The sequence below is a fragment of the Saccharolobus solfataricus genome, assembly GCF_900079115.1.
Classification (GTDB): Archaea; Thermoproteota; Thermoprotei_A; order Sulfolobales; family Sulfolobaceae; genus Saccharolobus; species Saccharolobus solfataricus.
Map to the genome: position 1 here is coordinate 1633813 of NZ_LT549890.1, position 22349 is coordinate 1656161.

Genomic DNA, 22349 nt, shown 5'->3' on the forward strand with positions numbered 1-22349 from the left:
TTCTCATCCTCTCAACTTTTTCTGTATTTCATTCATCTCGTTTTTTACGAGAAAAAAGAGATTCCCATACTGACGTGTAAGAAGGTTTTGTACTTCGATTCATTCGTCAAGCTTCTCTAACTTTCTCGATGTTCGGATGAGACTATGCACGTCGTTTTCACCACGTGAGAAAAATTCAGAATTCTTCTCTTATTATTAGAATTGTACGCTATGTTTATTTGAGATTATCTTAACATGTTATGTTTCATGATATGTTTATCGTTTTTCTCTATATCTATCTCTTTTTGAAAGGACTAATATTATTTCTTTCAAATGAAATAATTTGGTGGAACACCACTGTTTTAAATACCTATATGGAAAAACTATACTTATGGAATTAGAGAAGTACGCTAAATTCCTTGAGGATTATGCTAACTTTGTGAAGAATAATAAACCTATCATTAACATACCATTATCTCCTGAGGAGTTGTTATCTGAGGCTTCCAGGATTAGAGCATTGTCAAGGGTTAAGAGGGAGAATGGTTTAATTATTGTCAAGTTGGCTGAGGGTAATGCCGAACATTGGGCACACTTCGAAGGAGAAGTAATCATGACTTTTGATAACTTGTACAGACCATTAAAAATAGAAATAGAGATAAAAGACACAATGGATAGTGAAAAAGTGTTAAAGGATGCTAACCTTATCGGCACATCTTAGGAAGCATTTAGAGGATATAAATAATTATCTGAAAAAATTCAATAATACTATAGATCCATTAAGTGATAATGTACTTTCTTTTTTAGCTAATTTAAAGGGAACTCCTCAAGTACCGAATAAAATTTTAGGCGAAAGTGAAAGGTGGAGAGTGTCATTCTTCATTTTAAACCCTGTGCAAAAAATAAGGTATGTTATAGCTAAGAGAGGAGAAGAGCTAATTTTGGTTACTGCACATCCAGATCCTGACGCTGATAAGTTCGTAGAATTTCAAGGTTAAAACGTTTTATAATCATTTTATAAATCTTACGGAAGGTCTTGCTTTGTGGACTTGTTGAATTTTAGCAAACGTTTAAGAGATCTCACAAGCCTAAATTGTGGACCTTGAGATTAATTGAAAGTAAGATAATGGTGATTATTGTAAAAATATTCAATAAATTGACAAAGCTTTGGATAAAGAAAAGTTTTTAAACTGTGCAATGATTGTTAAAAATGGTATGAAAAAAAAGCTCGATAAAAATTTTACTGTTACAACTCTTAAGACCGTAAGAGTTTCTAAGAAGTTAGTAGAAAAGTTGGATAGTATATTATACAAACAAAACAAAAACTTTAATCAACTTATTAATGAATTTATAGAAGAATACGTTAATTATAGAAATAAATTAGAACAAATAACTCGAGAAAAACCAATAATTATCTCTTCTAGATTCTTTAAACATTTAATCGATTTACTAGGTGAGGATTTGGAAAAAATAAAAGAGAAATCCTACAAGCTAGGAAAGGAATGGGGAAAAGAGTATCTCCTATTATGGAACAATTCTAATGTTTCCTCCACCACGTTAAATGATATAAATATCTTTATAAAATATCTTAAAGATATAGCAGAGTACTCCGGTCTATATAAGTTAGATATTATTGAGAAAAAAGGAAGTTTAACGGTAATATTTCACCACGATTATAGTAATATTTTCTCTGCACTATTAGCTTTTTATTACAAGGGAATATTTGAAGCCTTCTATGATAATTATGAAATATCAGATATCGCAATCAACCAAAATAACTTTATTATTTCAATAACTATGAAAAATTTAGATCATCTATGATATTGTAATATTAACAGAATAATCATCAAATACATTAAAAACATAATAAAGATATGAATAATTATAACGAAAAATTTGGAGTTCCTTAACCTTCTTATAATACTTGTTATTAGCTTTCTACTATATAGCATAGAATTCACTAGTTATCATCTATTTATTAATGACTCTTGTGCTCCCTATGTAGAGGTTGTCCATTGATTCTCAGTTGTCTAGGTAAATAGATAGTAGGATTCTTATCAAAGAACCCGTCTGGTATAAGTCGGAATCCCGCCATTTCAACAGGCATCACTGGCCAATCCTCTATTCTTACTACGTGCTCTACTCCTAATGTATACCATATCACTAGATCCTCATCTACGATAGATCTTTTCTTTAATATGTATTTAGGAAGGCCATCGTTAGCTCGCAAATAAGGATAGTCTCCACTAGCGTATCTCTCCTCTTCATTGTATGGAGTTACCCACAGATGATAATTTATGTAAGCACCACGTCTTCTTACATAGGAATCGTCCGGTAGTGGAGGTAAAACATTATGTCCCGGTACTAGTCTATAGGCTACCGGTAAACCCAGATAGTTTTTCTTTTGTATGTTCACTATTTTCCAATATCTCCCAGTTTGAGGATTTACATGTCTTCTGGCATCAGCTTCATTCTCCAATAAATTCTCCTCTGCGAAAAATGCATTACCTACTGGGTTCTTTTCAGTTATAGGTTCTCCTCTTAGATTTACTTCATAAATTCTATTCCTTAAACCATCAACGTTTATATTTAACCTTATGTTAAAGAAATGTATATGAATTGGGGCATAAACCTCTGGTGTAACTCTAGTGCCATATTTTGGTGTTGGGTCTTTTTCGCTTATACTATCATCGTTTATTATTCCAGTTAGTTTTACTAGAAATTCGATACTGCCATCCTGGTAAAAATACCAGAAGAATCCATAATCGTAATTAGCTAACGTCGCCCAAAATGAGACAACAAGCCTTCTGTTTCTTCTTACCTCGGACTTACCACTTCTTAAATCGGTATGCCTCCATAAGACTCCAAAGTCCTCTTCATGAACACAAATAGCTTTCTTTATTTTAATAGGAGTCCCATTAGAACTAACCCTTGTCACATCTAAATGATATATAACTTCTCCAAAACAATCACAGTTATATAGATCATAGTTTCCGTGTGATAATGGCACAATAAAGTTTCCCAACCCATAATCACCTGCATCCAACACCATTTTTTTATTATGGAATGGAGAGGGATCTCCGTAAGGTACCATTAAATCCACTACAGAAGCCCTATATAATATCATTCTTTCTCGATTATTTTCATCAATATATCTAACATCATAAATAACTAAACCCTCTCTAGGTGTATAACCAATTCTTAATCTCCATCTATACCAACTTATCTCCCAACCATTAATTTTAATACTTGAGGATAATGGTTGTCTTATCTCAATAGGCTTCAGATCGTCGCCAAATATCTTACCTAGCTTTTCAGGCGTATAATTAGCATCTTGTAATGGGAGAGGTGAAGTTCCATGATCGTCTATTCTGATAACCTCCATTTTATCTAGATCAACCCAAGGCATAAGCCCATGAACTGGCCTACCATATCCATTGTCCTCTATATCTTTTTTTACCCACATATACCCTATTGCTACCCTTCTACCTCGCAACTCCTCGTCAACATGACCGGGAGCCCAACAGTCAACCATTAGCAAGTTCAAATCGTTTATTAAGATTCCCCTTTTAGTCAAAGCCTCTTGTACTCTTTTGTCATTTCGAACTGCTTTTTCACATTCTCCAAATTCATCTAACGTAATAGGTGGATAAGCGGCATCAATACTTCTTATTTCCTTCACTACGTTATTATCTAAGGATATTATTGCTTCATAAACCTTTCGGTCTTGAAAATTATAGTATTTAACTAATGATTCTCTCTCTATTTTAATATTTTTGTTATTTCTCCATTCCAAATATTCTTGTTTTTTAGGCTCTTTCAATTCCACTGAGAAGAATTTAACTACTTTAGCATCTAAATTTAACTGTCTTTTTAAAACTTCCACGCTCTTTCTTATCTCTTCTTCATTTAACGGGTCTAACGGGGATTTAGATATAGCTACTTGTTCCTCCTCGACCATGATTTTTACACCATCTATATTTATCTCTCTATTTTATATATTTAAATATAATTTGTACAAATATATATTACTAGGTAATACATAGAAATATCAAGTATTTCTTAAAAATACTAGTTATATTTATTTTTTATGATTTCTCTTATAACTGCTAGTGGAAAAAATGGGAAAGGAAACTGAAAAAAATACGCAACAAGGATTAGCTAAAGGTGTGGTAGGCTACAGAGAGGTGTTAGCTCAAGGCATTGCATCAGGGGCTCCTGCCGCTGCTACTATTGGAACATTAACTGGTGCAGCTGCATTCGCTTATGGCGCTCTTCCACTAGCTGTAGCAATAGCATTAATAATGGTTTTATTGGATGCCACTAGACTATCTATAATAGCGCGCTATGTTCAGAGTGCGGGAGGTATCTACGCTTTTATTGAAAGGGGTTTAGGTAAGAAGGTTGCCTTTGTCGCTAGTATGGCATATACAATATATATATTTGCGGTGATTATCTTTGTATATTTAATCATGGGCTTAATGGTACCTACAGGGATTGAAGAACTTGGAATAAATTTGCCATCGTGGATTTGGATACCTTTAGGACTAGTTAACGCTATAGTAAGTGTTATAATTTCATACTTAGGTATAAGACCATCCTTAAAGTTCACCTTAATCATGAGTATAGCTGAAATAACTGGCATAATAGCTACTTCAATTCTTATATTTTCCAAAATCCCGCCCGATATCAATACCTTTACGCTTGCTTATGTACCACCCCCAAAGATATCAAATTTAGGTTTAGGAGTTTCCTTTGGAATTCTGGCTTTTACGGGTTATGAAACTGTATCAGTATTGGGTGAAGAGGCTAAAGATCCAAGGAATAATATAGCAAAAGGAGTTTTTACAGCAGCCCTTCTATTAGGTATCACATATATAGTGGGTTCAGAAGCGTTTACCGTGGGATGGGGAGTTAATAACATGAGTACATATTTTAACTATTTAGCACCGGGATTAATATTGGCTAAAACCTTCGGAGGTACAATACTACTAATAATCCTAACAGCCCTTCTAATAAATAGTAACCTTGCTTGTGCAACCGGATTTACTAATTGTGTGACAAGAGTTATGTACGCTATGAGTGTGGACAAATTATTACCATCTAAATTGAGTTCAATACATCCGAAAAGAAGGACTCCGCATATTGCCAGTCTTTTCACCTTCATTTTTACAGCTTTATACTTCATTATAATGTCTCTGATATTCTCACCTTCCAATATTTTTATAGCTACTGGAATTACTACTACGTTCGGATTTTTAATAGCGATATTTGTAGTAAATATAAGTATGTTAATTGTAGTGAAGAAGAATAACGCATTAAATATAGGAAATATACTTATTGTAGCAATTGTTGAAGCGATAATTGGCTATGTATTTTATGCGACTGTTATAACGAGTGCAATCAATGTGCCGGTATTAATTGGAGTTTTAACGTTAGTTTTATGGGTGGTTGGGGGCATAATTTATCTTACGCTTAAAAGGTTTTTTACCCAAAAGTAAATCTCTTTTTATTTCATTTTTGATGAGTTTATCTTTATTTAATCCTTTAGTTTTCAATTTTTGCTTAACAGTTGCATGATTTTGAGGGATGTTCTCATACAGACATCTTATTTAACAACCATCAGTAAATGATACGAGATTATCCTAATACAATACTGTATTCTCTTCAAGCGTACCTCGTATCAAGATTAGCATTTTACGTATTTTTCCTTCTCTTAAACAGTTTCTTAATCCCACCCAAAGAGTGATAAATATTTTTTATCAACCTTGATATCCTCTTGACATCTAACTTCAAACCAAGGGAGTACTTGAACGAGAGGACCAAGAACAAGGAGAGGACCTTCAAGGTCACAAAACCCTTGTTCCTAACCCAAGTGAGGAAAGAACCCAACCCCAACGCCTTTAACTCCCTAATCAAAACCCCAACAACGACTCTCCCATGAAGTTATAGTCTTTTTCTTAATAGGCACTACATGCTCCGCCTCTAACAAAGTGACCGTAGCAGATCGGGATTCTCTGCCACCGTAGGAGATGCGAAGGAGAAATTAATATTTCCCAATACAAAATATAGAAGAACACTCGAATAAGTCTAAATAGTTAATGAATTAAACTTGATAGAACTTGAGAACAAATAATAAAGGAGAATCAATAAAAATTGTTTCATACTAACCTCTTCCTCCAGTTTCTCGAGCACGTCACGAAACTTATTAACCCAATAGCTTGTATAATCACGCGTCAAAAACAAATAATAGAACTCCTCCTCCATCGAATCAAGAGTGTATTCAAAATTATAATAAGTATTAACCCACGAACCAAGTCCCTCCAGACCAACTCAATCGGATTCAAATCCGGAGAATACGGAGGTAAGAAAAGCAAGGTAATGCCGAGCTGAGAAGCAACGGAGAAAACATAAGCATTCTTGTGAAACTTAGCATTATCAAGGATCAACACGATAGGACCGGAATTCCTAAACAAGCGAAGAAACTCAGCAAAGATCTTGAAATTAACATTGGAATAGGTGGACATGAAACAAGGAACACCGTCAAACAAGGGAATAGAAGCGAGAACATTAAGCTTCTTACTGGGATAATCAACGGAAACATTATACAACCCCAATCTCCTGGAAGGATCGTGATGAATACCGGACTCGTCCATGAAAAACACCTTAACACCCTTCTTAATAACACCCTTTAACCTCCCCCTCAAGATGTTATCTGCATTAAAGGGCCTCTTCTTGTTATATGGTTTTATGTAGGGGATTTTCAATCTCTTTCTAGCTATTCTCCAAGCTGTTACATGGCTTAATTTAACGTGAAACTTCTCCTCTATATAAGCCTTTGCTTCCCATATGGTTTTACCTTGAAGTTCTTCTACTTTTATCTCCTTTTCGTCTATCTTCTTGTTTCTTCCTTTTCTCTCCTTGTAGAATAGGCATTTCTCTCCTTCTTTCTCGAATTGGTTGATCCATCTGTAAACTGTGCTCAAGTGTACTTGTAGTATCTTGGCTATTTTTCTAGTGTTCATTCCTTTCAAGTATAGTAATATTCCTCTTGCTTTGGTTTCGTTTAGGTTCTTGGGCTTCTTTTCGATCAGCTTTCTGATCCTCCTTTTTAGTGTCCTAAGCACATCCATTTATCTTTAATACTTCTTTTTATCTAATTGGGGAGATGCTGGGTTAAACGAGTAGTGTCCTAAGCACGTCCATTTTCCAGCATCTCCCCACTAAGTTTGATAATCCCTTCTAGTCCCCTTTGTAACTCCTACGGGGAATTCACGCAAAACTAGAGAACGAGTAAAACCAAGTATTACAAGAGAAAAACAAATAAGCAAGGAAGGAGAAAAACAACATAAGCCCAGTCGCAACATGGGGATAAAAACCCCAGATATTAGGCTGGCTGTGAAGCCCCTAGAACGATCTAACAAGAGGGGACAAAACCCCGAGTAGGAGTGTGAAAGTAAATTTTTCTAGGGGCTGAAGGTAGTTAATATTATGCGAGAAAAACGTGGTATCATGATAGTAAAGAATATCTCGCATACACGAGCAATATTCTATCATGGAAAGTGAGATTAAGACAAGGGGTTTCGCAATAGACGTTTCAAGGGACAAGTTGACGGTAGCGAAAGCTGAACTTGTAATAACGCAAGAGAAAAGGGAAGTAGAGGTCAACGAGGTGAGGGAATTCAAGTACGACAACGAGGGAATAGAAGAACTAATCAAATTCCTTGGCGAATATAAGGAAGGGATAATGGAGTCAACCGGACCGTACTTCTTCTACCTACACTAGTATTTTGGAAAAGTTCTTAGACTATGATCTAGTGGTATATCCTTTGCCTAAAGCTATAAACTTTCTGAAAGCACTAACGAAGAACTAACAGAAAAGGGATATAAGGTAACAGTAATAAATCCCTTACACTTGAAGGAAGTATTCGGAAAGAAGACCGACAAGCTAGACGCGCAAAGACTGGCAAAAGCCTTCATCCTGGGAGCAGTTAAGGGGTCATACATACCGACCGGGGAAATAAGGGAATTGAGGGAGTTAACGAGGTATAGGGAGAGTTTGATGAGGAAGATAACGCAAGTAAAGAACGAGATAAGGAAGTTTCTAGAAATGGCGGGATACAAGATAGAGCCCTTTGATAAGAGGGGAATGGCGTTGCTGGAGAAGTTAAGTAGGGGAGAAGGGCTGAGCAAGGAGGAAAGGGACGAGTTGAAGGAGAAGTTAGGGAGAAGTTTGAATGATGCTGAGAAGCTAGCTTTGAAGCAGCTGGTAGACTTACTGAAGAGCTTGGAGGCTATGGTTAAGGAAGTTGAGGACATGATAATTTCTAAGATTCCTCAGCCTGTGGTCGAGTTGAGCCGGGAGTTGGTTTGATCAGTGCTGCAACCATTTACGCTGAGTTCGGTGATGTTTCTCGTTTTTCCAGTTCTAAGGCTGCAAGGGCTTATGCTGGTTTTGCTCCCAGGACTAAGCAGAGTGGTGAGAGCGAGTCTCACTCTGGTATGATTAGGGGTAATAAGTATTTGCGTAGGGCTTTTTTCTTGGTTGCTAGGGTTGCTAGGAAGTCTGAACGTTTTAAGGAGTATTACGATAGGCTTGTCTCCAAGTGGAAGAGTGCTACTAAGGCTACTTGTGCTCTTGGTGGGAAGCTTGCTTGTATTTGTTATCACGTTATAAAGGATGGTGTTTACAAGGGTGATGTTAAGAAGAGTTTTAGGGCACCTAGGGGGAAGGACGTTAACGTTCAAGATGTTGATGTGGGTGATGTGCTGGACTCGTTGTCCCAGTAGGTTTGTTAGAGGCGGAGCATGTAGTGCCTAATATGAAAAAGACTATATTTTGGTGGGGAAGACCCGGTGTTATCACCTTGTCTTCACCACGTGATAATACCGGGTTCCTCACCTTAAACCTATCTTCAATTAGTTGCGTTCTTGTCAAAGCTATAAATTCTATTATTTTTCAGAATCTGATGTTACCCAACCAAAATTATTTTTTGTAAAACGATTTTGGATCTACCGTTTAGGAGGGGGTAGATCACAGAATTAAATGACTTCATGAGAGCACTTCCAGTTATTGTTAATATTTTGTGATGATATTGTTCTTTATTTCCTTATCTTATTTTTAGCTTCTAATATTTCATTATCAAGGCTCAATATTTCACTATCAAGAATAATGCTAGCGGAGAGGTGAAGTAAATCTAGTGTCTTTAATTTCACTTTACTAGATATTTTAATGGCGAGATCTATCACTTTGCCAAGATCGACTTCTTCAATCTCACATCCGCACTTACTAAGAGTGTAATTAACTATTGCCTCTAATTCCTCGTCAGTGAGATTTAATTTTCTAGAGTAAACTGAATACATTTCAGCTAAAACTATTTTGCTTATTACTTTCTTACCATCATTAGGATAGGTCTTTAACGCAACCTCATGGTTAGGGTCTTTCTCATTAACTAGTGCTATTGCAAGACTTGTATCAATATAGTATTTCACTCTCTATCCCTTATTACATCATTTGAGGTTGGCAAATCAAAGAGTAAGCCTTCTTTTAACCACTTCTCTGTTAATTCCTTAACTTTCTTCTTTCTCTCAATCTCTTCCATAGCCTTACTCAAACCATAAGATATAATCAAGTTAAAAGCCTCATTCTTTGATTTAACTATACCTAACTCAACCATTTGCTCTGCAATACTATAATACTCATCCTTTACCTTTATTGTTACTATCCTCATACTATTATATTACTTAAGTAAAAGAATATATAAAGTTAGCGTGTTGCGAGTTACATCAGAATTATACAAAAGTTTATAGTTAATTACGTCAGTATGGGAATCTCATTTTTCTGATATAAATGATAATATATGTAAGATTGAACCACACCAGTTTTATTCAAATATAACTGCATATATTTTATGAAAATGACAGTTAATAAGTCAGTTTTCAATAGCAGAATATAAATATATAGAATTAATTTCACGTAGCTGGAAGGAGGTGCATAGGGTTAGCTGGAGTTTAGGGGAATGGCGTCTTCACTTCACGGAACGCGCGTCCTTGTTCCACTCTTACCTCCCGATCGAGGAGATTCGAGAGGGAGACCGAGAACTCCCACAACTTTACCTTCCTCCAAGAGCGGATCAAGAACCAGACATTCAAGAGAAGATAGGAAAGCAGAACGAGAACCAGTTCCTTCCTCACGTCACAAGTCCTAGTCCTGATCCTGAACTCCTCAAGAGAGCGGAAGGCGTTCTCTATCCCCCACCTCTCCCTGTACATCTCGGCAAGGACTATGGCATCATAAAGATCCATCTCCCTCCTCACGAGGAAGGCAATAATCTTGCCGTCTTCCTTCCTCAGGATAATGAGATAAGCTCCACTCCCATATCTCACGCAGAGAAATCCAGTATATCTAACTCCGCCAAAACTCACATCCACATCCTGCAACATTCCCTTGTACTTCTTGTACATCTGGACCTTGGCAGATATGACGAAGTCCAAGCCCAACTCCAAGAGGTATCTAATCACTTCGTTCACTGCGAACTCCTTGTCCGCGAAGACCATGACGAGCCTCAGCTTGTCCTCCTCCAACTCCTTCACGATTACCTCCATCACCGCCTTGAAACCTTCAGCTACGTTCTTCACGGTCACTGGGATCACGTCCAGGAAGCTCCTCGTCCTCCCCAGGAGGAAGATCGCGGCTTGAACCAGTCCCCACGACGTCCCCTTAGTTGGCTTTATCCTATTAGTAGTTTTAGGATATTCCCTTACCATAAAAAGTCAAAATATTTATCCATGTATTTATAAATATCTTTCATTGTACTTCTTAATATTATAGCTTATCAATAAGCATTTTTCATCTAACCAGGAAAGATTTACTATATATTTTTAACGTAACGTAAAAGTGTAACGATTTTCCTATAAATGCTACTCGTACTTTCTCGGCTTAAGATTTAAATTTCTTAGAATCATAAGTATTAATTGTGCGAGGGTTACGAGGTTCATATTGGTAACCCTCACAAAAAATCTCGTAACCTATATATAGGTTAATTAGCTGGGGAGAGTAATATTCTCCTCAGCTGGGGAAAAATGGTCGAATGGGAAATTGAAGCAAAGTCTTCGGGCGAGGGCGTGACGAGCCCCTACAGTCGGACTGAACATTGTGAAAATATTCACGAATATAGGTGTGACACAAGCGTAGGGGTAATTGGAATAGACGTATCAAAAGAACACTTGGTAACAAGTAAGGGGAGGGTGAGAAAATTCACAAACAACGAGAAGGGCTACGAAGAAATACTAACCATGAAGCCAAACATCATCGTAATAGAACCCACAGGAGTATACTCAACAAGACCTTGCCAATACTTCAAAGAAAGAGGAGTGAAAGTCCTACTAGTCAGCCTTGCTATGGAAAGAAAAGGACGTAAGGGGAAGAAAACAGATTTTTACGACGCAGAAAAACTTGAAAACATGGTAAATAAGTCTAGAGAATACGTTAACAACCCCTTGAAAGAGTTAGTATCACTCTACCTCTTCATGAAGGATGTGCAAACGAAACAAGAGAACAGGTTAAGGAGAGCTCTCTTCCTCGTGAGCGACGAGGAGAAGTTGAGCGAGGAGAGATTGGAGAAGTTCTCTAAGGGAGACTTCTCTGACGTAAAACTGTATCAACTGGAATACACTGGTACAGTACTACGTGAGATTCAAGTCCTAGCGAGGACACTAATTCAAACACGAGAAGAGTTGAAGGAGGTGAGGAAAATGATAGAGGGTAATGTGCCTCAAGACCACGTTAGTGTTTCCGAAAAGTTTATAGATTAGTATTACCAGATTGAACTATGCAAGATTTGGTTCAAGCTTATAAGGAAGAGAAGAACGCGAGAATTAAGGAGAGGATTCTTGCGGTGAAGCTGCACGTAGTTGATGGTAAATCGGAGAAAGAAGTTTCGAAAATGCTTAACAAGGGCTATTCCACGATAAAATTGTGGATTGGCAAGTACAAGAAAGAAGGTCTTGATGGACTAAAGGACAAGCCCAGATCAGGAAGACCCAGAAAAGTAGAAGAGGAAAAGATAAAACAAATTCTGGAAGATAAGCCCCAAAAATACGGAATACAACAAGAGTACTGGACAATGAAAACACTCAAGATAGCACTACAAGAACAAGGAATAGAATACAAGAAATCCAGACTATACGAACTAGTCCACGAACTAGGATACAACCTAGTAAAACCCAGACCTACCAACATCCAAGCAGAAAAGGACAAGTGGGAAGATTTTAAAAAAAAATAAAGAAATTGGAAAGAAAGGCACTATTCTTTCTAGACGAGTGTAGGACAGTAATTAGCACGTCAATTAAGAAGGTTCTAGCTAAGGTTGGCAGTAAGCCCGTAATGCGCGTCAATATAGGTTTTTCCTCAATCTATGTTATTCTAGCTATAAACGCTTGGACCGGCGAAGTAGTGGTTTCTCTTGCTAAAAGGCCTAACTCTGAATCCGTTAAGTATTTCTTGAGGTACTTTAAGAGGCGTGTGGGTAGTGGTAGGGTTTACATGGTCATGGATAATTACTCTCCTCACAAGACTAAGGGTACGCTTGAGGTTTGTCGCAGGAAGGGTATTCATCCCGTGTTTACTCCTCCTTACTCGCCTGAGCTTAATATGGCTGAGGCGGTCTTCAAGTCCCTCAAGAACTACATGAGCAATAAAATATTCTATACGATAGAAGACGTTAAAAACTGTATTAAACAGTTCTTTGAAGAAAATAAGTATAGATTTAATCTTAATGCAATAACATACCTAGGATTAGATAAAATTGAAGTCTAAGAACTTTCCGGAAATACTAGTGTTACTCACGATTTCCGGAATAGGGAAACTGGCAGCTGGGATTATAATTGGGATTGTGGGTGATATTAGGCGCTTCCCAAGACCTGAATCCTTCGTTGCTTATTGCGGTTTAGACCCGGTAGTTGAGAGGAGTGGTAGGATTGAGGTTAGAAAGGGTATCTCCAAGAGGGGTAACAAGTATTTGCGTAGCTTGTTTTATTTCCTTGCCGAGACTCAATATTCGCGTAACCCTACTCTCCTTAAGCTCCACGAAGCTCACAAGGACAAACTGAAGGGTAGGAAACTGTACACTGCCTTAGCTAGGAAGTTGGCTAGGATAGTGTGGAGTGTTTGGTATAATAATAAGCCTTATGAGGTGAAGTGACCCTCCCCTATCACGCGGATTGAAAGAGTCCGCGTGGCAATAGTAGCTGATACTATGCTCAAAATTCGACCGAAAGATTTATTACTGAACGCCCTCGCACATAAGCTTTTTCAGAGGCTGTTTTCATGTTCTAATTCCTTAGCTACATCTCGATCGAAACGATTAATTGTGAAAATTTCTAGTTTAATTTTATTTTACTATATGATATCGAATAAGATGACTGCATGAGAACACTCCCTATAATTTAGAGAGTGTTATTTGGAAGTTTGCCTTATATCCTTTAACACATTTTCTATTTCCTTGAATAGTTCGTCAATAGCCTTTTCTATGCAGTTATCTTTTATCTTTTTTAACTCCTTTTTATATTCTTGACAGCATCCTCTGCCTCTAAATTCTTTTATCTGCTCATTACAAATTTTTAAAATAAAGTCCTCAATACAGCAATAATATCCGAGAAAGACGAAGTACATACGAAATTTTTTACTTCCTACTGAACATGAAAATCTATAAATATCATATTCATTGTTAAGCTTTATCACGTCAGATGTGTATATTCCGTAATCTTTTGCAGTTTCCTTTACGCATTCTACATAATCTAAGGTACAGTGTTCCTTATCTATAAATATTATGTAGTTCAAGGAGAATCTCTTAACATCGTTTTTAACAAACTTAAGTACACTCTCAATCCCAATACCTATAGGCAAACTTTTACCCTTAGCACCGCTCTCCGGAATAAACAGTAATAGCTCACAGTATTTATCCTTGTTCTTCTCAAGAGCGTTTCTGACAATCTCCCTATCAAAAGATCCGTCTCCAAAAACTATTTCGGTTGTAGCATTACTGCTGAATTTCATCAGTGTATTTTTAATGCAGTATATCTTAAATCTTCATAGTATAGCCTATCCAAAACCTCCTCAGATGTAAGAACTTCATATTTATCATCGTTAATTAATATAAACCTAACCTTATCCGACCGCTTTTCAGCTAAATACGCGTAAATATCACTGCTTTGTGTGGTAATAAGTATTAAGTCAACGTCTATTTTCAGTAGAAGATCATAGAACATCTTAAGCAAATCCGGATGCAATGCGAAGCCCTCCAGATCATCTATCAGAATAATTCTCGGCTGGTAAATTACATATAGCAAGATGAAATTCAATAAGCTCTTATAACCATAACCAAGTTCGTTGATTGACACATCAGTTCTGTCATTAAAAAGCACCCTAAGTTCATTCCCAGAAGATAGATAAACGTAGAATATGTTAGGGTCAAATGAGTTCAATAATTCAGTAACTTTACGTAAACTTGATTTCACGTAAGGGAGTACCTTATCGTCAATCACAAAGTCAATATCGTGGGAGTATATTAAGAGTACGTTCACATCTGCAGACCTATTAACTTGTGAGTAGGAAAACTCAGCCTTATAGTAGGTGTAGTTTACAAACAGTTCGGTTTCAGCAATTTCTGTTGAGATATTCCCTCTGAACTTCCTTATCTTATCCTCATTTTTACCTAACATTGCTATAGCTTCCAATATGGTTGTCTTCCCTACGTTATTCTTACCCAGAATTACCCCTATTTTAAACTCTGGAAAAATCATCTTGAAATCCCTAAACCTTCTAAAATTACTTATCCTAATTCCAATTCCCAGGCTTGACAGTCGTTCCGGTAAGCTTAATATATACTGAGTGTTTACATAAGGAGAGTCGTAAAGCCTGACAAATGCTCCTTTACCGTATTTGTAAATCCAGGTGGAATAAAGCGTGTAAGGATGGCTCTTTACTATACTTATGGGTATTAACAAGGGATGAGGTTCAACGGGTCTCCACGAATCTTTAGGATCATATTTTAACATTTCACCCACTATGGAATTTTCACTCTTCTCAGACAGAGGTTTATGTCCCATTACGCTTATAGGCTTAAAAGGGAAAGGATTTCCCTTACTAAAGAGCTCCTTTTTTATACCATCCTTCTCGATGTAGAAAAAGGGGACATCGCCAGTCCAAATTACAACACCTCCTCTTTCCATAAATTTAAATAGCGGGGTCTCATTTACGGGTATTTTAGGATATTCATATAGGGAATATGGAATAACGTCCGTACCGAAAATTAGGAAAGCCCTCTCTTTTTGAGAGTTAACCCAATCAACTACTGAATTATAATCTACGACTTTTACCTCCTTAAGTGGCTTACTGCAAAGTTCGTTTGCCCAACTGTATGTTTTACCGCAATAGATTGCCATTTCCATAATCTAGTTTACTCAATTCGGTATAAAAAGGACTCACTTAGTATCAGCGAGATACTCGTTTGTGAAATTCTAAGTTAGGTTATAAATTTTTCCTCATCAGCTATGCTGGACCATTCATGTTTACATTTTGAATTCATTATATTTCAAAAATTATAATGAATTCAATTAAGTGAAAACGGTCAAAAGTATTAGTAAAATTAAATTAAACTAGAAATTTTCACAATTAGTCGTTTTAATCGAGATGTAGCTAAGGAATTAGAACGTGAAAAACGGCCTCTGAAAAGCTCATGTGCGAGGGTTATGAAATCTTTTTGTGGTCGTACTAGAATGAGCCTCGTAAACCCTTTCACATAAGCTTTTCTAAAATAATGTCTTTGTTCAAATTTCTATATCTTAAGCGTTAAACAAGAGTTTTTCCATATTACTCCAATATTTTTACAAATATTTTTCGAATTTCATGACTGTTTGAGAACACTCCACTCTAACAATTCTTTAATCTTACTCTCATCATAATTAACGTATATTTTGCCATTTTTCTTCTCTATAATTACATATTCCTTCAAAAGACCCGCATGAGCTATGAAATTCCTCTTTAACTCCTCTTCCGACAATTGTTTACTTCTTCCTTCCTCATCTTCGCTGTAAATTTCACTATATTGCTTTCTTTCTCCCTCTTTCAGATCTTTTGCCAAATTATAAATAATATTAATCTCCCTACTTATTAACGGTCCGGCGTTCATAGAAAACTTTTCTAAAATCTTTCCAAACTCCTCAATCTCCTCTTTAGTGTTATCCTTAACCTTACTACATACATAATCACATATAACATCAACCCAGGCACGATCTGGGTAAAGTTTCTCATTTATCTTTATTTCTTTACCTTCAATTTTCACATTATTTAGGAAATACTGATAGTAATCATTATTAAACTCCTTTTTCTCTTTACATTTTTCAATAACCATTAGGGGGCATTTAACTTTAACGACTTAATTATAATCCTCTTTATAGGATCATCGCTTAACCCAACATTTATCTGAGTTAAATCAAAAGTATTCTTTTTCTCTTCCCTCTTAAATATCTCCATGTAAGTATACTCTTTATAGAGATTCGTTGGTACATAATTTATTACCTTAAATTTAAGATCTAATAATGAAGTGAGATTATACAAAACACGAAAAACTATTATTGGCAAATAATTTACTCCATGTGTAGTATCTAAAACTATTTCATCATCATCAGCATCCTTCAATTCCTCATAAAGCTTCTGAACTAGAAGTGTTTCTACAATATAAGCATAAAGGTATGAAGGTAACTCCCTTTCTTTTAACTCGATCTTACCGTAGTTAAAATCATTTATCTTACCTACAGCTGGAATCACTATGATACGCGTTTTATTAGCAGCTTCCTTATTAAGAGCATTTTCCACTATACAACTTATGTATTCTTTCACTTTATTTACCCAGCTTTCGTAGTCAGATGGTGTTTTCAGCTTTGAACAATTCTCAGCAACTTTATTCTTCGGCTTAGACTGTGGAGTAAGGACAGAATCTTGCACTATTAGAATAATTTTTGAAGCGTTGTCGTAAGTAGATATCGTGCTAAAGCTTTTAATCTCCTTATCAGGACGCTTATATTCTACTTCAAACCAACCTGAAGGATCACCCCACGTGGAAACGTAAACTACCATATAAATAAACTAGAATAGCGAAAAATAAATATTGTACTGTCAAGAAATTGCGTATTACTGATAGTGAGCTTTACCTTTCATGAAACAGTCCCTGCTCATTTTCTCTCCATAAGTTTTATTTGAGCGAATTGAGGGAAATGCTTACTAATACTACAAGCTTGGAGTACCGTTTATGGAGGAGGTTATGTCAGAGTAATCATTAAAAACTACTTTTGTTTATAGTCCTTTATATGAATTACGAAAGGTAATTCTTTGACTTTTCTAATAAGTCTTTCATCAGCAGTATAAACTTTCTCGTTGAGAACCTTACCCAATGCTATATATGCTGCATCATATATTGTTATACCGTATCTAAGAGATAAGGAAACCATTTCGTCCAATATATTTTCGAATCCGTAAAGCGTTATCTGAAAATCGGATAAAATTTTCCCTACCTCTTCCAGTTCCTTTTCTCCCAGACTATAAGTATACTTTAACCCGTTTAGCACTTCAAAGGGAAGAATACAAGGTGCTAGTAAATCCTCTAAGCCTTTCACATATGCCTCCTTAAGAATTAACGCTTCTTTACTATAATTCTCATTAACAAACCATTTTATTACAACTGAAGCATCTACAACTGCCAATTCTTGTCTCTCCATTCCCTTATAATTTCTTCCGAACTCTTACCGCCATAATTTAAGAAAAATTCATAAGATCTAACTGAAGCCTCAGCAATCTTCTTATAATCTTTTCTTTTTCCTTTTCTCTTCTCTTCTTCTTCCTCAATTACCTCTTCTATCTTTCTCCTTATTATCTCACTCCAATTTATATAACTCAACTCATCCATCTTCTTCTTCAACTTCTCATCTATTCTTATACTAATTATAGGCATATGTAAAAAATATGACATTCGTATATTATAAAATTTACGTATGCGTAATAAATGTATTATAACTGCTTAAGATTTCGTCTTCTTGCAATTACACAACATTTACAAAAGGTAGGAAAGCATAGTCCCTTCAAGCAGAGAATTCCCGCTATAAAAATCTTTCCGTATTTATGCATAAGGTAACTCTAGCTTCTCACTTTCGCTAAAGGTTTGATAAGGGGTTAAGGGTGAAGGTAAGGAGTCAGGATAACGGGCTGGAATATAAACCTTAGAAAGGGAATAAAGACTGTAACACATTTGCATAATTTTTAAATACTTTTAATCATTTCACAATATGATCTTTATTATGATTATGTTTATATATTATTTCCTCTACATTATAAATTGATGAACTCCATACTGATGACGGGCTATGCTCACGAGAGTAGGGGTATTAAAGTAGTTAAGGTTACTGCTAGGTATTTGGACGCTGGCGACGTTTTATTAGAGAGGGATTCGATAGCACCTCTCAACTTAGCGACAAATACGGATGAGAGGGTAGTGGTGTTTCCCTCGACTAGCCCCAATGAGTTGAGGGTGAGTGTGTATGAGCCCTCAAGAGGGGTGCCCGTGACGGAATTAGAAGTGGTTAAAAGTAAGCAGAAGTTACGCCACGGGTAAACACTGATTTAAATAACTGTAAGATTTTCTTTTCAGTTAGACCTAACAGTAATCAATGGGACAGAAGAAGTATAACAGATCGCAATTACAACGAGATTAAGGATTATAAACTCAAAATAAAAGCGGCTTCACGCAACGCTAATGGTATAGAATTGTCCTATAGAGTTAAGGAGTTTATAAAGGAATGTATTAATTATTATAAAAAGACAAATAAGGAAGAAGAAAATCGATAAACCTACTTAGTTTCTATCTCAACTCAAAAACCAACTACATATACACCTACTCCTCTATTCTCCTATTTTTTCTTCCATCAATTCCTTAATCCTCATTGCATGATTCTTCCAACTTAACTCCTTAGCTATCTCCCAAGACCTAATACTCATTTCCTTCCTCAATTTCTCGTCCTCCAAAATTTCATTAATCCTATCAACAGCTTCTCCCCAATCCTTAACAACGTATCCATTATCCTTAATCAGTTCCTTACTCCCTAAACCATCATTTACTATAATTGGCAAACCATAAGACATAGCCTCTAAAACCCCATACCCGGGCCCTTCTCATTAAATCCAAACCTTATTAAAACAGATGCTCTATTATAGAGATTTTGCAACTCCTCCTCCTTTAAAGGACCAGTTACAATAACGTCTCCGTATTTTCTTTTAAACTCCTCCAGTGTATCTTTCCTAGCCCACGAACCAGCCATTATAAGTTTCCCCTTAATCCTCTTAGCTATTTCTCCGTAAATTTCCGGCCTTCTTCCCTCATCCCATAATGATACGGCTAGAACAATCCTTTCCCTATCTAAGTTTATTCTCTCCTTAGGATAACACCCCGGGTAAACAACCTCAGCTTTAAAACCGTGAGATGATAATATTTCAGCATTCCACCTACTATTAGTTATAATAACCCTACTGTGAGACAAAACAATCTTCTCTAAATATCTGGGTAAAAACCACTTAACACTCCTTGAGTCTAAGGAAGTCTCATGAATGTAAACACCATAGTCCTCTTTATATTTCCTCCAACGCAAATAACCAGTTAAACCAGAAAATTGATCATGAAACAATGCCGGGCCTTTAATTAAATCCCTAGCCTTAATTATCCTATCTAAATCTACAGTAGCCTCATCACCCCTATGACCAGCGTAAATAGACGTTATGAAACGATATATTGCCTTAGATTTACCTTCAAAGAGAACTTGCAAATTAACGTTAGATAAATCGTAATATGTTCTAGCCCTCCTATAAACAATAAGCTTAGAGCCCGGTATATTCCTAGCTTCTTCTAATGCAACCCTTGTTACTCCGCCAGTCCATAAAATCCTAAGAACAATATCCATTAAAAAGATAAAAGAACCGGGCCTTAAATTTTCTATTGCTTACGTGGTTATTTAAATTCTAATACACAGACCTTTTATTAACCATTCTACACAGGAGAGAAGAACAAATTGTATTGATAGTCTCAGTTGATACTTTACTAATTCAACTTATATTGCCATCAAAACTCTCTATGAGCAGCATGATATTTTAACATATTTATTAACATGAGCAATACGTCACAACTATTTTCTTGGTCTAATTTTTTAATCTCATCTTCTATTTGCTCATATTGAAGGTATATAACCTCAATTTCATTTAACTCCTCAAGATTAACTTTTACATTAGAAACATTAATGAGATAACTATAGTCTTTTTCATAATAATTGCAAAGGAGTAAAAGGGTTATTAATGGAGGAATGTTGGAAATAAGTGGGTTAAGGGATTTAACTGGCTATTCTTTGTATAGACAAAAGCTATTTCTCTTCGCACTTATTAAGAAATTGACTATATTTCTTAGTCTTAACCATGTTGACGATTGAGTCTTAATCTTTTCAATAATTGTTGTAGCTATGTCATTAACAGAACTAGGAATTATCACATAATAAAGTGCTAGGAAAAATTGATACTTAATAAGATGATCATTGTAAATTCTACTTCTAATATCTTAGCTGAGGATTATTGCATTTGTCTAATAAAATTTCAATAAGACATTTACTTATCTCTTCAATTGCGGAAAGAAGCAAGAAAACTAAAAGATTGTTACTGATATTAATCTTCTTTTTTCCTTCTTGGTAGAGTTTATAAAAATCTTCACTATTCTTTTTTATCCTTTTTCTTAAATCCTTACCCATCTTCCGTTCCTTTTCTCACAAGAAAGGAGTATAGCCTCACCTTTCTCAATGAGTTTTCCGACAGAATAACCTGCTAATCCAGAAAGAACTGCTATAAGCAAACCTACATCAAGCCTCTTAGTTGATCCTCCACCTACTATACCTCCCACTGTTGCACCTACTCCAGCTCCCTCATACTCATAAGTAATAACACTTGAAACGATTATTCTTGTAACCATGACTCCTATTCTTGAGAGTAGTTCGTCAATTTCCTCACACTGCATTATTCTAACATTATCAGGAGTTCTGAATGAGAGTGAAATCTTATAACCTTTCTTGCTTACTCTAACATCGTCATCCAGATTGCTTAAAAGAGACTTTAAGACATTCTTAATATCAGCTTCTCTCAACGTAGAGTAACCATCAATAATATACCTTATATGTTTTTTCACATTATTTTTTCTTCTTTCCTAGCTTAAATATATTCATAAACTTAAACGAGTCATAATCTTCTGAGAACTCTATCAAGTCTATAATGCGACTGACTTTGTATTGCCTTAGCACTTAAATTAGTCATCCAAGAATGTACGAAACTTGAAACTAAATATTCTTAATTATGATTATCAACTAAAAAGAGGTATTTTTAACGTAACGTGAAAGACTGAAGGTATCTTCATATTGAACTTATTAGCACTTATCAAACGCCTAATAACTTTTGTTAACTACTAATCAGTCAGTATGAGAATTCTGCTGATTGGTGCATCGGGACAACCTGGAGTCGAACTTTCAAACATAACTCTCTAAAAAGTACGAGGTTATAAAAACTTACAATTCTTCTGAAATTCAAGGTTACAAATTAGACATCACTGACTTTCCACATCTAGAGGACTTTATAATAAAGAAGAGACCAGATGTAATAATAAATACTGCTGCAATGACTGACGTAGATAAATGCGAAATAGAAAAAGATAAGGCTTACAAAATTAATTCACAAGCAGTGAAACACATTGTAAGGGCTGGGAGGGTAGTTGATTCATACGTAATTCACATAAGTACTGATTACGTATTTGATGGAAATAAGGGAAATTATAAAGAAGATAATATACCTAATCCCATAAACTATTACGGCTTAAGTAAGCTTTTGGGAGAAATATTTGCCTCATCATATGACGAAAGTTTGATAATTAGAACTTCTGGAGTATTTCGAAACAAAGGATTCCCAATCTACGTCTATAAAACACTAAAAGAAGGTAAAACAGTGCTTGCCTTTAAAGGCTACTATTCCCCAATCTCCGCGAGAAAACTAGCTCTTGCAATAGATGAGCTTTTAGATTTGAGAAAGACAGGAATAATCCACGTAGCTGGAGAAAGAATATCCCGTTACGAATTAGCTATAAAGATTAAGGAAAAGTTCAACCTACCCGGAGAAGTTAAGGAAGTTGATGAGATAAAGAGCTGGATAGCTAAGAGACCCTACGATTCCTCATTAGACATTTCTAAGGCTAGGAAATTACTTACAATAGATTTTTACACACTGGATTTAGAAGGGATGATTTAAA

The 22349-nt window shown here is 35.8% G+C and carries 16 protein-coding genes and 9 pseudogenes; 11 read left to right on the plus strand and 14 right to left on the minus strand.

The annotated features are described in order from the left end of the window. The first annotated feature begins 370 nt into the window (after nucleotides 1–370). The 3 genes from SSOP1_RS08725 (at nucleotide 371) to SSOP1_RS08735 (ending at nucleotide 1797) form a co-directional block, all read left to right on the plus strand. Nucleotides 371–697 (plus strand): hypothetical protein, encoded by a 327-nt coding sequence (locus SSOP1_RS08725; protein WP_009990200.1) that lies wholly within the window; start codon nucleotides 371–373, stop codon nucleotides 695–697. Beyond that, a complete protein-coding gene (locus SSOP1_RS08730; protein ID WP_009990201.1) occupies nucleotides 672–974 on the plus strand; it encodes a hypothetical protein in 303 nt (100 codons plus the stop codon). Before SSOP1_RS08725 ends, SSOP1_RS08730 begins: the two co-directional genes overlap by 26 nt. Before the next feature lie 217 nt (nucleotides 975–1191). After that, nucleotides 1192–1797, plus strand: coding sequence for a hypothetical protein (locus tag SSOP1_RS08735; protein ID WP_231918266.1), 606 nt, complete (start codon nucleotides 1192–1194; stop codon nucleotides 1795–1797). Nucleotides 1798–1954: 157 nt separating this feature from the next. Here the strand turns inward: SSOP1_RS08735 and SSOP1_RS08740 are convergent, their stop codons facing one another. Continuing rightward, the gene (locus SSOP1_RS08740; RefSeq protein WP_009990204.1) at nucleotides 1955–3937 is read right to left on the minus strand and encodes a primary-amine oxidase; all 1983 of its coding nucleotides are present in this window, start codon (nucleotides 3935–3937) and stop codon (nucleotides 1955–1957) included. Nucleotides 3938–4097: 160 nt separating this feature from the next. Between SSOP1_RS08740 and SSOP1_RS08745 the strand changes: the two genes are divergently transcribed. After that, nucleotides 4098–5477, plus strand: coding sequence for an APC family permease (locus SSOP1_RS08745; RefSeq protein ID WP_009990205.1), 1380 nt, complete (start codon nucleotides 4098–4100; stop codon nucleotides 5475–5477). 196 nt (nucleotides 5478–5673) lie between these two features. On the opposite strand, the pseudogene SSOP1_RS08750 reads toward SSOP1_RS08745, so the two are convergent. Together SSOP1_RS08750 and SSOP1_RS08755 are read right to left on the minus strand one after the other, a co-directional pair. Next, nucleotides 5674–5904 (minus strand): annotated as a pseudogene (locus tag SSOP1_RS08750) (ISNCY family transposase); the annotation flags it as partial. 308 nt (nucleotides 5905–6212) lie between these two features. Further along, a complete protein-coding gene (locus SSOP1_RS08755) occupies nucleotides 6213–7109 on the minus strand; it encodes an IS630-like element ISC1395 family transposase (RefSeq protein ID WP_010923671.1) in 897 nt (298 codons plus the stop codon). Between the two features lie 422 nt (nucleotides 7110–7531). On the opposite strand from SSOP1_RS08755, the pseudogene SSOP1_RS08765 reads away from it, so the two are divergent. Then, nucleotides 7532–8766, plus strand: a pseudogene (locus SSOP1_RS08765) (IS110 family RNA-guided transposase). A gap of 312 nt (nucleotides 8767–9078) precedes the next feature. Here SSOP1_RS08765 and SSOP1_RS08770 read toward each other — a convergent pair. The 3 genes and pseudogenes from SSOP1_RS08770 to SSOP1_RS08780 all read right to left on the minus strand — a co-directional run. Then, on the minus strand, nucleotides 9079–9468 hold the full coding sequence (locus tag SSOP1_RS08770; protein WP_009988987.1) for a type II toxin-antitoxin system VapC family toxin: 390 nt from the start codon (nucleotides 9466–9468) through the stop codon (nucleotides 9079–9081). Further along, on the minus strand, nucleotides 9465–9707 hold the full coding sequence (locus tag SSOP1_RS08775; RefSeq protein WP_009988988.1) for a hypothetical protein: 243 nt from the start codon (nucleotides 9705–9707) through the stop codon (nucleotides 9465–9467). The genes SSOP1_RS08770 and SSOP1_RS08775 overlap by 4 nt, the downstream gene beginning before the upstream one ends. Before the next feature lie 280 nt (nucleotides 9708–9987). Continuing rightward, nucleotides 9988–10716: pseudogene (locus SSOP1_RS08780) on the minus strand (IS4 family transposase); the annotation flags it as partial. A gap of 342 nt (nucleotides 10717–11058) precedes the next feature. On the opposite strand from SSOP1_RS08780, the pseudogene SSOP1_RS08785 reads away from it, so the two are divergent. The 3 pseudogenes from SSOP1_RS08785 to SSOP1_RS08800 form a co-directional block, all read left to right on the plus strand. Continuing rightward, a pseudogene (locus SSOP1_RS08785) lies at nucleotides 11059–11763 on the plus strand (IS110 family transposase); the annotation flags it as partial. Nucleotides 11764–11807: 44 nt separating this feature from the next. Next, a pseudogene (locus tag SSOP1_RS16455) lies at nucleotides 11808–12793 on the plus strand (IS630-like element ISC1048 family transposase). A 7-nt stretch (nucleotides 12794–12800) separates the two neighbouring features. Next, nucleotides 12801–13178, plus strand: a pseudogene (locus tag SSOP1_RS08800) (IS110 family transposase); the annotation flags it as partial. A 254-nt stretch (nucleotides 13179–13432) separates the two neighbouring features. Here the strand turns inward: SSOP1_RS08800 and SSOP1_RS08805 are convergent. The 6 genes from SSOP1_RS08805 to SSOP1_RS08830 all read right to left on the minus strand — a co-directional run bounded on the left by SSOP1_RS08805 (nucleotide 13433) and on the right by SSOP1_RS08830 (nucleotide 17984). Beyond that, the gene (locus tag SSOP1_RS08805; RefSeq protein WP_009992505.1) at nucleotides 13433–14032 is read right to left on the minus strand and encodes a hypothetical protein; all 600 of its coding nucleotides are present in this window, start codon (nucleotides 14030–14032) and stop codon (nucleotides 13433–13435) included. Beyond that, nucleotides 14032–15426, minus strand: a complete 1395-nt coding sequence (locus SSOP1_RS08810; RefSeq protein WP_009992506.1) for an ATP-dependent nuclease — start codon at nucleotides 15424–15426, stop codon at nucleotides 14032–14034. The genes SSOP1_RS08805 and SSOP1_RS08810 overlap by 1 nt, the downstream gene beginning before the upstream one ends. A 455-nt stretch (nucleotides 15427–15881) precedes the next feature. Next, entirely contained in the window at nucleotides 15882–16388 is a 507-nt protein-coding gene (locus SSOP1_RS08815; protein ID WP_009992507.1) for a TM1812 family CRISPR-associated protein, read from the minus strand. Continuing rightward, nucleotides 16388–17113 (minus strand): CRISPR-associated DxTHG motif protein, encoded by a 726-nt coding sequence (locus SSOP1_RS08820; RefSeq protein ID WP_010923588.1) that lies wholly within the window; start codon nucleotides 17111–17113, stop codon nucleotides 16388–16390. Before SSOP1_RS08820 ends, SSOP1_RS08815 begins: the two co-directional genes overlap by 1 nt. Nucleotides 17114–17319: 206 nt before the next feature. Next, a complete protein-coding gene (locus SSOP1_RS08825; RefSeq protein ID WP_009992509.1) occupies nucleotides 17320–17736 on the minus strand; it encodes a type II toxin-antitoxin system VapC family toxin in 417 nt (138 codons plus the stop codon). Then, nucleotides 17724–17984: a hypothetical protein gene (locus tag SSOP1_RS08830; protein ID WP_009992510.1), complete on the minus strand. Its 261-nt coding sequence runs from the start codon at nucleotides 17982–17984 to the stop codon at nucleotides 17724–17726. Before SSOP1_RS08830 ends, SSOP1_RS08825 begins: the two co-directional genes overlap by 13 nt. A gap of 378 nt (nucleotides 17985–18362) precedes the next feature. Between SSOP1_RS08830 and SSOP1_RS16460 the strand changes: the two are divergent. Next, a pseudogene (locus tag SSOP1_RS16460) lies at nucleotides 18363–18641 on the plus strand (IS200/IS605 family accessory protein TnpB-related protein); the annotation flags it as partial. Between the two features lie 287 nt (nucleotides 18642–18928). Here SSOP1_RS16460 and SSOP1_RS08840 read toward each other — a convergent pair. Continuing rightward, nucleotides 18929–19980, minus strand: a pseudogene (locus SSOP1_RS08840) (glycosyltransferase family 4 protein). Nucleotides 19981–20343: 363 nt separating this feature from the next. Here SSOP1_RS08840 and SSOP1_RS17090 point away from each other — a divergent pair. Next, nucleotides 20344–20499: a hypothetical protein gene (locus SSOP1_RS17090; RefSeq protein ID WP_157861870.1), complete on the plus strand. Its 156-nt coding sequence runs from the start codon at nucleotides 20344–20346 to the stop codon at nucleotides 20497–20499. Between the two features lie 296 nt (nucleotides 20500–20795). Here the strand turns inward: SSOP1_RS17090 and SSOP1_RS08850 are convergent, their stop codons facing one another. Next, complete coding sequence (locus SSOP1_RS08850) at nucleotides 20796–21242, minus strand: hypothetical protein (RefSeq protein WP_009989710.1); 447 nt, start codon at nucleotides 21240–21242, stop codon at nucleotides 20796–20798. A 286-nt stretch (nucleotides 21243–21528) separates the two neighbouring features. Between SSOP1_RS08850 and SSOP1_RS08855 the strand changes: the two are divergent. After that, nucleotides 21529–22348, plus strand: a pseudogene (locus tag SSOP1_RS08855) (SDR family oxidoreductase). The last annotated feature ends 1 nt before the right edge of the window (nucleotide 22349 follow it).